This is a genomic window from Burkholderia sp. Ac-20353 (assembly GCF_017104785.1).
Lineage (GTDB): Bacteria > Pseudomonadota > Gammaproteobacteria > Burkholderiales > Burkholderiaceae > Burkholderia.
In genome coordinates this window covers 1-11,915 of sequence record NZ_JAAGPL010000240.1, presented here as the reverse complement: position 1 = coordinate 11,915, position 11,915 = coordinate 1, and the positions used below count along the sequence as shown (strand labels likewise).

At 58.8% G+C, this 11,915-nt stretch carries 8 protein-coding genes; all 8 read right to left on the bottom strand.

Annotation, left to right across the window (positions count from 1 at the left end):
* Window positions 1–618: 618 nt before the first annotated feature.
* Complete coding sequence (locus G3N94_RS36030) at window positions 619–1,635, bottom strand: DUF4880 domain-containing protein (RefSeq protein WP_205798938.1); 1,017 nt, start codon at window positions 1,633–1,635, stop codon at window positions 619–621.
* On the bottom strand, window positions 1,622–2,185 hold the full coding sequence (locus tag G3N94_RS36025; RefSeq protein ID WP_205798934.1) for an RNA polymerase sigma factor: 564 nt from the start codon (window positions 2,183–2,185) through the stop codon (window positions 1,622–1,624). Before G3N94_RS36025 ends, G3N94_RS36030 begins: the two co-directional genes overlap by 14 nt.
* Window positions 2,175–2,921: an STN domain-containing protein gene (locus G3N94_RS36020; protein WP_241022266.1), complete on the bottom strand. Its 747-nt coding sequence runs from the start codon at window positions 2,919–2,921 to the stop codon at window positions 2,175–2,177. The genes G3N94_RS36025 and G3N94_RS36020 overlap by 11 nt, the downstream gene beginning before the upstream one ends.
* 218 nt (window positions 2,922–3,139) lie before the next feature.
* Window positions 3,140–3,829, bottom strand: coding sequence for a hypothetical protein (locus G3N94_RS36015; RefSeq protein WP_205798932.1), 690 nt, complete (start codon window positions 3,827–3,829; stop codon window positions 3,140–3,142).
* A gap of 141 nt (window positions 3,830–3,970) precedes the next feature.
* Window positions 3,971–4,438, bottom strand: coding sequence for a hypothetical protein (locus G3N94_RS36010; RefSeq protein WP_205798930.1), 468 nt, complete (start codon window positions 4,436–4,438; stop codon window positions 3,971–3,973).
* A 233-nt stretch (window positions 4,439–4,671) separates the two neighbouring features.
* Window positions 4,672–5,448 carry a hypothetical protein gene (locus G3N94_RS36005; RefSeq protein ID WP_205798928.1) on the bottom strand — a complete coding sequence of 259 codons (777 nt, stop codon included), beginning with the start codon at window positions 5,446–5,448 and terminating at the stop codon, window positions 4,672–4,674.
* A gap of 527 nt (window positions 5,449–5,975) precedes the next feature.
* A complete protein-coding gene (locus G3N94_RS36000; RefSeq protein WP_205798926.1) occupies window positions 5,976–6,746 on the bottom strand; it encodes a hypothetical protein in 771 nt (256 codons plus the stop codon).
* 635 nt (window positions 6,747–7,381) lie between these two features.
* Window positions 7,382–11,902, bottom strand: a complete 4,521-nt coding sequence (locus G3N94_RS35995; RefSeq protein WP_346778763.1) for a filamentous haemagglutinin family protein — start codon at window positions 11,900–11,902, stop codon at window positions 7,382–7,384.
* Window positions 11,903–11,915: the final 13 nt, after the last annotated feature.

The following is an 11,915-nucleotide window of genomic DNA, read 5'->3' as shown; positions in this document are numbered from 1 at the left end:
TGGCTCGCCTGCAGCGCCTGCTGCGCCGACACGCCGAGGTTCGGCACGCCCGGCACGCCGCTGCCGCCCGCGCCGCCACCCGACGCGCGCGCCGTCGCCTGCCCGAGATTCATGATCCCGGCAGCGTGCGCGTGCACCGTCGCGCCGGCTGCAAGCATCAACACGATCGTGTGGTAGATCGCGCTCGGTCTTGGCGTACCCGGCCGGGCTCGCTTGTGAATGAGGCTGGATGATGTGAGATTACGAGCGCCCATGCGTGACTTCCCCGATTTCAAGCGAACCACCGTTAATGGCGAACCCAAACCTTCCGGACCAGACGCGAATGGACAGTCGACACATATCGCTCCGAAACCGGAATCCTGCGCACCCCGTACCTGATCGACGCAGTGCTCTAATGGTTCTGACGAAGCGAGTTTTAAAACCCCGCACGCGTCGCGGCGTGTCGTGATCGAGAGGAGTTACGGGGCGACGGGATCGAGGGAGGATCGAAAGAACGCGCCGCCCGACCGTATGGTGGGTTGCAGTACCGCCCGGCCTGGCGCAATGGACGATGGAAAAAACGACAGCTGCTTTCTTGACGGGCGTGACAGCGGGGCTGACTGGCACGCTGCCGCGACCTTAGCTCAGGAGGATTATGCTGCCCGGCAACCTGGTGACTTGCGCGCCATAGACCTGCTGCATCATGTCGATCGCGCGGTCGATCTCGCCGATCGAAAGCTTCGCCTGCACGCGCCGCTCTCCAAGTCCCGCATTGCGAAGAATGAGTTTCCCTGGCCGGTAGCGATTGATTTCGGCGACGACCTGCGCAAGCGGCACGTCATTGAACACCAGCAGGCCATGACGCCACGCGACGACGGCGCTCGAGTCCACACGGGATATGTCACCCACGTGACGGTCGTCATAGACAAGCTGGTCGTCCGCGGAGAGGGTCAGCCGCCGCTCGCGATGCTCGACCTGAAGCGATCCCGACAGGCATGTGACGCACAACTGTTCGCCGTTACGCCGCACATTCATGCGCGCGGCCTGCACCAGCATGCGACCGCGCCCTGCCACGACGACAACTGGCGCGTTAGCTTGCGCGCGAACATTCAGCGGCGCACCGACAACAACTTCCGCTTCGCCAGACAGCAGTTCGATACCCGGCCGACCTGACTGCTCATACCGCGCCGGCAGCAGATCAATCCGCGTCTGCGTGTTCATCTCGATCGCTACGTGGTCAGCTAGCGTCACGCGGCGTTGCTCGCCTGTTCCAGTGCGATAGTCGGCTGCGAGATCTCCGACGGACGGCCATAGCTGCAAGGGGGGACGCAACGCCAGCCATGAAGCGCCAGCGGCAACGGCAAAGCCGACGAACGCCCGCCTCCCCGGCCGCGGGATGGACCGTCGGGGAACACCGGTCCAGAGCTCGCCGGACGCGGCATCCTCAGCCGCCAGCTTTGGCGCCAGCAAATCAATGGCACTCAGGGTGGCACCTATCGTTGCAGCCGCTCGCGCATGCTCAGGGCGCTCGGCGCACCAGCGCAGGAACGCCGCCCTGTCGTCGGGCGTCGCGTCTCCCGAATGCATGCGGATCACCCATGCCCGGGCCTTCCGCTCGAGCACCTGCCACGACTCGTCGAGCTTACTCACGGCCATCGGATTCCACGTTTCTGTTTTGCATGGGCTGATCGCCATGCGACCTTTCCCACATGCGTTGAGTACAGAGCTTCAGCGCAAGGCTCAGTTCCTTCTCCACCAGACGAAGCGAGATGTTGAACCGTTCGGCAATCTCCCGGTTCACCTGACCATCCACCCGGGACGCCCACACGATCGCACGCTGGCGCGGCGTCAGGCTGCGCAACACCTCTTCCAGCGCCGCGAGCTGATTTCGGCTGGCTACGATCCGTTCGGGATCGGCCAGCTCGTCCGGAACCTCGGGCGTGTCATCGTCGACCACATCGTGAAAATGCCGTCGCTCGCGTCGAAACCGATCGATTGCGACGTTGGAAGCCATGCGAATCAGGAACCCGTCGGGATTGGCGACGCGTCCCATTTCCGTCATGTTTTCGAGGCGCATCCAGGTCTCATGAAGCACTTCGGATGCGTCGTCCCTGGAACCGGTAATGTGCTCGAGCCGCCTGCGTAACGCCGCGTAGCGCTCGACCAGTCGCTCCTTCAGTTCCGTGAGTGTACTGTTAGCGGACATCGGCGCTCACTGCCTGACTGGATTGGCCGCAGCCACTGACGATGCGAGTGTTCTCGGGGCGCAACAGGATGGTGACCGGCTGCGGCAGATTCAACGAAGGCCCTGTATCGAACACCAGATCACGCAACACGCGACCAATTGCGGCATCCCTGCCAGCATCTCCCGTCGAACCAAGAAGCCTCAACGCGGTGACGGCCCCCGTCGCGCCAATCCACAATTGCACTGCCAGTCGGTAACTCCCGGGTCGAGTTAGCGGAGACTGACATAGCGCCTCCGTCAGGCGAGCCTGAATGACAAGTGCGTAGGCCGACGTCACCTGATTCGCGTCGATTGCAGGAGCTGAGATCAAGTCGGAAGACGCATTCGTCGACGTCTGCTGTTGGGGCGAAGGCACGATGACCGCAGAATTATCGCTGGTAAATTGTGGCGTAAGCCCCGTTCCGGCCAGAAGGTGGCGCAGCGCCTCTTGTGGAGAATAGTCCCCGACCACCCCCGGACTCATCCGTTGGTCCAGCAACGCGGCATCCACCATGACCAGCAGATCGGACACACGGCTATAGGCCTGCATGGCCCGAGCGAGAGACTGTGCCGGGATGTCGAGATGGATCGATCCCGCAACAGATGCACGGCCTGCCTGCCCCGCTTCCTGCGCCCTGCACTGCATCATCACGACACTCCCTAATGCGACGCAGACAGCGAGCGCCAGAGCACCGGGCGACGCCAGGGAGCCTGTCATAAGGTCAATGCTGGAGAGAATGGACAGCGCATCGTGGTCTTCGAGGCACTGATCGCATGAAACTGGACGACGTATCGTAAAAACCGAATGTGACAATCTAAAGTCGGCACAACGGACAAGCGTCGCAGGGATAAAAGCAACCCGCCGGACGCAAGCCGAAGCGGAAAACCGGCGCGCGGAAAACTTCGCTACGTTTGTCTGTCAGCCAGCAAGCGCGATCAACGGCGCCAGAATTTCCACCAGGAGCGCGGACGGGATTCCGGGCGATGGGTTACGGGGGGTGTCCGGGGTTGTTCGTCGCTTAGCAAGAAGCTTGTTCCCATCGTCTCATCCAGTTGTCTGCTGTCCAATGAGAAACCTGTATACGACCGAATGATCTCCCAAACCCGATATGTCCCCAGGTCGGCCTCCGTCATGTCAAGACCAGGTTCCATTGGCTCGCGATAGGAGATCGATCCTCCGTCGTCTTCAAAGCGCTGCAGGCCAGGAAAGATGCCATTCTCAATGGGAAGACGCGCTCCCTCATCGCGAAGCACCATGCCATCGTATCCATGCTGACACCGCAACAGGGCGCCGTTACGATAGAACACGAAGCCCCACTGCTCGATGACGCTATGGAGCGTCACAACGACGATCTCGGCCTCCGAGTACTGCTGGAGCAGTGCGTTTCTGAACTGCACAAAGTCCGCCGTTGCGTCAGCGTCATCCAGAAAGCTCCAGGCGAGCGTCGTGTAGATCACGACGCATTCGCCCACCGATCCGATCCATACGTCTCCCGCCCCACACCCGCCAAACGATACATCGTCAAGGCGACGCCGTTTGTCATATCCAAACGCAGCAAGAAGTCCGTCAGGACCATTGGCAAGAGTGGTCGGGCGAATGAGGATCAGTTGTGTTTTCCAACCCATGTCTATCTTCTTTATTGCAAGTCAACGCTGAAGGTTTGGGGGGCCGTCCGTCATTTGAATCGATGCTTGTCACTATTTCGAACTATTCACATGAGCAGCTCTACATCTCGTGCGCTCATATCCACATCCGATAGCTCACGTTTACTTTTTTATAGGAATCCAGATTGTCTCGATCGGACAGAAACGATCGTCGGCAGCATCCCCCTGCGTCCCTTTTATGCCGATACGACGGGGCTCGACGTACAGCTTCAGCGCACAATGATCAGGATGATCGGCTGACAACTCGTACAGGCCACTATGGATCCTCCTTGCATTACCGCTCCCGCCGAGTAGCCTCTCTCCGTTTCCCACCAGAACTATATCGACCGTCGCACCGTCGACGTCGAAATTACCGATCTTTACCGTATCGCGCACTTGTTCTATTCGCGGAACCGACAGTTGATGCGGCAGCTCATACACGCGAGGTGGCCGACTCCAGACGGGTTCCATAACGCCGACATCGGCATGGCTAACTGATGGAAGCGCCAACACACCTACGCAGGCGAGAGCGACAACGCGATTGACGAGCAGCATAAGATCAAATGACACACGGACGCCTGATGTCTTCACGATCTACTCCGGTTTTCCATAGGTATTCATATCGGTAAATTCAATTTATCCCCAGCGCGCCTGTCACTGCATTCGGCCGTCATATCTTCGAGGTGGGGCAGGTTCAACAGCTGTTACTCCCAAGATTCGCGAGATAATCACCTGCTGCCATCGGATAACGCGTTAGAACGCCCAGACCCGCGTCATAGAGCATGACACCCGTTGCGTCGAGCCCATATACAGTCCATTGCGAGTCACTCATGGCCTTCTTCCTCGTCATCAGATTGAGAGTCGATTAGCTTGAAATATTCTGAATCCGACATTCGATTTCGCAACCCATTCGAATCGGCTATCGGGTAGGCTCTCAGCGTGGCGTCAAATTCGCTCACCAGTGTCCGCCTCAGGCTACGTCTTGATGCAGAGGATCTCTTACTATAAAATCGATTGATACCAGCATATGTCGTTAGATAACGCCATATCTGGGCTACAGATATATAAATATCGTGTAGCGGCCCATACCATGTCGCCAAATTATCAAATCCCGTAACGACTGGTCGCTGAAAACTTGCTCCGGCTGATTGCTTTAGACTTTTAGCTACGCGTGGCAAGATTGCTGAAATCGGGTCTACATCCCAGTGTAAGTTCGGACACTGGGCAATAATGGATTCGCCCATGGCGATACCCATATCGAAAACAACGTTGCAACCAGCACAATCGCCTGTCCAGGAGGGCTGGTAATCGAAATACGTATCTGTCGGGTGACCATCCGAACCAATGGGAAGTAAAAGTCCAGCATACTTGTTCGCCCACTGATTCAGCCGTCTGACGCCTTGCCTATTTGGCGTAAGGTTGACTCGAAAATAACAATGCAGCCAGCGTTGAAAATGCGCAACGCGCTGCACGCGCACGCTCATGAAGTAGTCGAAGTTTTCGCGTGCCTGCTCTTTAGAAAGCAGGCGCTCCTCGACCTTGTGCGGTGGGTCGTAGACCGGATAGTCACGCAACGCACGTCGCAGCCACTGCTTTCTCAACCACATCTGCGGAAGTAGCATCTTTTACGCTAGACCAATACGGACATGATAGAGGCAAGTCCAGCAACGCCTGGTTTCTCACGGTTCTGGCGACATTCAGCTATCTTGCAGCCAGCTCAGGCTCGCGAGTGCACGACGCCACATCCGACACATTCGTGAACGGTCGGCCAGTCGCCAAGTCACGCCGCAAACACCTGCGAGCACATCCATCGAAGCGCACCATCGCTCAACTATCTGTCGCAACTCGTTTACGCGGCCCACCCCTCAAACTTTCGAATAAATTCAAATTTCCTTACACAAATAAAAATCTCGCATCCATCCCGCTATATAGCTATAGACGTCCCCGATCGCGATTACCCGTATCGTTCTTTGCAAGATCCGCTTAGGAGGAAGCGTTGATATATGCGCCTTGGTCCACGCGATTGCAGATTGGCTCCGTAATTGGGTAGCGTGTAAGAACCCCGAGACCTGCGCCGTAAGCAGTGCCGCCCGCCGCATCAGGCCCATAGACTGTCCATTGTTGGGAATCACTCATGCTCGCCCTCGCCGTCATATTGGGAATCGATCAACTTGAAATACTCCGCGTTCGACATGAATTTGCGCTGCTCATCACGACGGGGATTTGCATATGCGCGTACGCCGGCGTCAAATCCGCTTAGAATTGTCCCGAGCTTTTCGCGGCGCAAAGAACGTGGCTTACGACGAAGACGCCGGATGCCTTTGAATGTCATCACGTAAAGCTGCATTTCAGCTGAGAATATATAGATATCGTGAAGCGGAGCCTTCCAGGTCGCCGGATTTTCGAAACCCGTTATCGTTGCCCTTTGGAAGCTTGTTCCACTCTCATTTTTCATGCTTCTTGCCATACGTGGCAGGATCGCGGAGATCGGATCCATATCCCAATACAGTTTCGGACACTGGGCGATCATTGATTCACCGATTGCGATACCCATGTCGAAGACGACATTGCAACCAGTGTCATCATCTATCCACGATGGCTGGTAGTCGAAATACGTATTCGTTGGATACCCGTTTGGACCGGTGACAAGCAATAGTCCGGCATACTTGTTGGCCCACCGGTTCAGTCTCTGCACACCATTTCTGTCCAGCGTCAGTTCGACCCGAAAAAAGCGGCGCAGCCAGCCCCGAAGGTGCTCCAGCCGGCGCAACCGTACACTCATGAAGTAATCGAAATTCTCCGCCGCCCTTTCTTTCGAGAGCAGCCGCTCCTCGAGCTTGTGCGGTGGGTCATAGACCGGATAGTCACGCAAGGCACGTCGCAGCCATTGCTTTCTCAACCACATTTGCGGAAGTAGCATCTTTTACGCTAGACCAATACGGACAAGAAAGTGACAAGTCCAGCAACGCCTGGTTTCTCACGGGTCTGGCGACATTCAGCTATCTTGCGGCCAGCTCAGGCCCGCGAGTGCACGACGCCACATCCGACACATTCGTGAACGGTCGACCGATCGCCAAGTCACGCCGCAAACACCTGCTGGCACATCCATCGAAGTGCAGCACCACTCAACTATCTGTCGCAATTCTTCGACGCGGCCCACCCTTTTAAACTTTCAAATACATTTAAACTTAATTGCGGTAGTAAAAATCTCGCATCCATCCCGCCATATAGCTCTAGACGCACCCAGTCGCAACAACCCGCAGAGTTTTTTCAAGATCCGCTCAGGAGACAGCATTGATAGATGCGTGGTGGTCTATGCGAGCGCAGGTTGGCTCCGTAGCGAAGCAGGCGAAGTTCATACTCAAAGACGTGACGGCCACCGGGCTCGCTCCGTCTTGGCCCCGTGACTACACCGCATGACCTGTGCGAATCGCTGGACTTCTCGACTTTGAATAACGAGCTGCACGCACCCTGGATCGAGCTTTCGATCCGCCGACGCGCCGAAGAGCAGGCGCGTCGCCCCTTCCACTGCGCTCAGTACGTTCCGTCGAGCCTCCTCTTCTCGTCGCTGGTCAAGCGCACACGCTGGCTGTCGCCCAATTGCCCGAACCCGAGGATAGCGACCGGGCTCGCGGGATTCAGCGCAGCGGGTGCCGACCCGCGCCGCTTGCGCGCATCGTCCCCTCCCGTATCACCGAATCCTTCCACCTGCACAGAAATCGTCCAGCGTCGCTGGCTGGCACCAGAAGCATTGTTCTTCACGATGTCCTGCACCATCTGGCTGGCCGCTGAGGCGGCCGAGCTGGCTGCGGTCAGCGCACCCGTGTTCACCGCCTGCACCATCGGGATGCCGGTCGCCTTGCCGGTCACCTGGATGTTGTCCGCGTTCGCCACGCGCAGCGCCGCGACGTTCAGGTTGCCCGCGCGAATCCCCGCGTCACCTGCGTCCACCGTGCCGCGCGGCGCGATCAGGTTCACCGTGCCCGCCGGCACGCCCGCGCTCGGCAGCGTCGCGATCCCCGCGCCTGTCACTTCACCCCGCGCATCGACCGTGCAGTAATGGTTCGCGTCACACACGTACTGCGGCGCAGGCACATCCGCGGCCGACTTCGCCCCCTTACCCGCGTTGATGTCGCCGTTCGAACTCCAGATCGTCATGTCCCCACCCTGCTCGGTGAAGATCCGGCTCTGCGCCAGCAGCAGGCTCTGGTCGGTGAAGATGTTCACGTCGCCCTTCTCCAGCGTCAGGATACCCATCGTGCCCGGGCCGGCGACGACCTTCCCGGTACTGTCGACGATCTGCGGTGGCGCCGACGTACTGCCCACCAGCGCCTGCCCGCCCGGCCCGAGGATCGAGATGTTGCCGCCTTGCTGCGTCTGGATCGTCGTGCTGCGCATGTCGAGATTGCCGGTGCTCACCTGCTTGTTCGCACCATTGCTGCCGCCGCCGAGATTGTTCGCCGTATAGCCAAGCGACGCGGGGAACATCGTGGTCAGCGCCTCGTAGCCGCGTGCGTACTTCTGGTAATACGGGCTCGCCGAATTGTTGTAGTCCTCGCCGACCTGGGTCAGCACGTTGAACAGCACCTTTTCCGCGAAGAACTGCTGTACGTAAGACGGCAATGCCTGGAACTGCTTCCACGCATCGTCGGCCGTCATCTTGTCCACCTTCGTCTGCGCGTCCTGCTTGTCCTGTGCCAAACCGGTGTCGACGATCTGCCCCGCGTCGTAGTCCTTCATGAACGCGATCAGCGCCGGCGTAGCGCTCGGCACGCCCGCAACCGAGCTGCCCGGCGCGATATAGGTGGAGACGAACCCCGACAGATCGACGCCGGGCCCAACGCCGAACAGCACGTTGACGTTCGCGCTTTCGTGCGGCAGGTACGGGTTGTTCGCGTTGCCCACCGCATCGATGCCGGTCAGCGCCGCTCCCGCGGCCACACTCGCCGTAGTCAACGGCCCGATATTGCGCCCCGCCTGTACATCGAACCATCCGGGACCTCCGATTACTAGCGCCGGCACCGCTCCCGTTCCGCTATACGAGTTCGGCGCGTCGTAAATGTCGCGCCCGGCCACAATGCGCGACACGTCCGAACTGCGCAGGTTCTGCCCCTGGAATGCCAGGTTCACGATGTCCTGCCCCGCCTGGATCAAGGCTGGCTTGCCGACTGAAACCGTAAGCAAGTTATCGTAGTAGCCCGTGGACTCAAGAATGCCGTTGACAATGCTGCCGTTCAGGCTGTAAATGCGCGCCGGAGCCGTGTCATTCGCATGCAACGGAGTTTGTGCATGAGCGCCGATCGTGCTATCCGTCGCAAACGGAACACTCGCATTCGGGTTCAACGCCGACGGCATCGATGAGGGGTCTTCATCAAGCATCCCGAATACCGGTTGGGTCGCATACGATGTTCCCTGCAAACTGGAAGCCAAGCCATTCAGACTGGAAAATTCGATCGACTGGTCCGCAATCAGGCTCAGATTTCCGGTGGCAGACGGATAGAGTTCGCCACTGGATTCGATCGCCAGACCGCCGGTGAAAGCAGTCAAACTGACCGTCGCAGGCAAAATTGCACTCGTCCCGCTATTTGCTCCAAACAATGCCTTCGCGCTGGGATTCAGCGTTCCGAGGACGATGTCCCCCGTCGTCGATGCAACGCTTACCGCTGACGCCGCCGAGTATCCTTGCCCATCTCCACCCGCCAGGTAGGATGGATTGAACACTCCCCCGATGTTTGCGCCTTGCCGTGCACTGACGTTCAATACTCCATCCTGCGTTGCAAGCAGCGTAGCCACCGGTCCCAACGACAAAATGAGAGGCTGCCCGACATTGCCATAGCTCGGATTGTAAGTCGTGTAGTTCACGCCATCTGTACCGATCAGCCCGCCCGCCGCGATCGTTCCCGTCCCCTTCGCAACAAAATAGTCGCCGCTCAGGATGCTTCCACCCGCGTGCACGGACAGATTGCCACCGCCGACCGTATTAACGGTCGGAGTATCCGTATTCGCATTGGTCAGATACCACGTGGTGGGCAGCGACACCGCCAGGTCCGTGATGTTGCCGCCGGCCGTCACCGAGACATTGCCGCCGACGCTCATCACCCCCTGATCGAACGCGCCAAAGTTGATCGACGTTTGCACCGTCTGCGTCACGGGCTTGCTGAGGCCGACCGAGCCGGTCGGATTGCCGATTTCCATCCACTGCCACCAGAACTGGCTGATGTTGTTGCCGGCCAAGCCCGATATCGCTCCGGTCTGATCGATCACGTTTTCAATGCCGGTGATATCGCGCTGCGCGTAAATGGAAATATCGCCGGCGGAGTCAGGGTTCACGCTCGGAGAAACAAGAATGTTCTGACGACCTTGAGACGCATTGCCGTTCACGATCGTAACGGTGTTTCCCACACCCGGCGCACCTGCCGCGGCCGTCGGCGCACCGGCTGTATAGATGACGCCCGGCGCGACCTTGTCCTGCAGCACGACGTTGCTTCCCGCCGCAATATCGATTGAGCCAGTACCGGTGCGAATCATCATTGGCGCGACCAATGTCAGCGCGTTCGGATTGTTCGGGTTGTTCGAATTGTCGTAGGCGAAATGCCCGTCCAGCGTGACGTTGCCGCCGCCCGCCAACGGAGTCCCCCCAGACGCCGAAAAGAGCGACGCCGCTTGCAATGCCAACGGATTCGCACTCGACGTATCGGCTCCGGAAACGATCCGGAACGATGAACTCGAACCGCCAGTCAACGACGCCGATAGCATCGGCAATGCGTTGCCCGCGACAGCCACTGGGGAGGGCGAGTTGTCTGTTGCGATCGTGCCGTTCGGGATCGTTGACGTGGGGATCACCGGTGCAAGAACTGGCGGAGGCGGCTGCAGGAAGGGCAGGTAGCCGGCCACCCCGGTCTTTATCTCCAGATTGAACAATGAATTGAATACGCTCTTGTAATCAGCAAGGTATCGCAGATATAGCGTGGCGTCGGACGCTGCTTCTATTGCAGATGGCGGTGTCACCGACAGCATCGGTTGTCCAGGAATTGGAGCACTACGACTGTAGGGGACTGCATACTGGAAAGCCGAATTTTTGGATGACGAATTTACTACACCCTCAAGAAACTGCTGATAAGCGTCGTACTGTCCTTGATATTGCGCTACTTCGGCAGCATTGGCTGGTGTGATCGCAATGTTCTGCGGCGCTGTGATGCCGTAGTGGAACCCGCGAGCATTGCTATAGTAGCCAAGCGAATAGCTAGCACGGCCATCAAATACCATCGGCCTGTTGAATCCCGCATACGTCGTATTGAAATCCGACCCGGCGGGCACGGGAATCGCAGCGACAGCGCCGGTGGGATTCGCAATCTGGAAAAACCCATCCGTCAGGCTCGCGTTGACCTTCACGTTGTTGTCGGCACGGAAGGTAATGTCCGGCGCCTGCCCATTGAACCGATACGCCAGTTGCGTAGGTGACGCACCCGCACTCAGGTTCCAGTTCGTCAGTACCGAAATATCGCCGCCATTGATCGTCGAGCTCGGATTATCCAGTTCAATGCCAGGCACCACATGCAGATTCGCGACGTTGCTCCCGGCGAACTGGTTCGCCACGCCCGTCAGTCCGTTTTCGACGAAATTCATCAGCGTGCCCGGCACCGCGGCCTTCGCATCGCCGTTCACGTAGCCGTAGAACGATTGGTGATCCGGGTTCGCCGCGCCCCGCGCCGGCGTGAAATAGTCACTGGTCAGGTATGGCTTGAGCTGGTCCGCGGTCATGCTGCCCGCCGTATAAGCGAGCACTGTGTGGCCGCTCTGGTCGGTGAACGTGCCCGATACCAGGTTGCCCCGGCTGTCGTACCATCCGGCCGGATCGACAATCCCGTCGAAATGCCGCGCGCCCGTCGTCGCGTCGGTCGTGCTCCACACCGCATACGCTTCGAGCGTCGTCGCACGCGAGCCCTTGATCTGCGCGTTACTGTCAATCGAGACTGGAACCTCGCCGTTGCTCAGCAGCGGCGCGCGCAGACTGACCGTGCCGCCCGAAAGACCGCCCGCGGTGCCGCCACGCACGTCGATGTTTGCC

Coding starts and splice junctions, on each gene's coding strand:
- G3N94_RS36030 (WP_205798938.1), bottom strand. CDS start 1,635: ATGGCCGTGAGTAAGCTCGACGAGTCGTGGCAGGTGCTCGAGCGGAAG.
- G3N94_RS36025 (WP_205798934.1), bottom strand. CDS start 2,185: ATGTCCGCTAACAGTACACTCACGGAACTGAAGGAGCGACTGGTCGAG.
- G3N94_RS36020 (WP_241022266.1), bottom strand. CDS start 2,921: ATGACAGGCTCCCTGGCGTCGCCCGGTGCTCTGGCGCTCGCTGTCTGC.
- G3N94_RS36015 (WP_205798932.1), bottom strand. CDS start 3,829: ATGGGTTGGAAAACACAACTGATCCTCATTCGCCCGACCACTCTTGCC.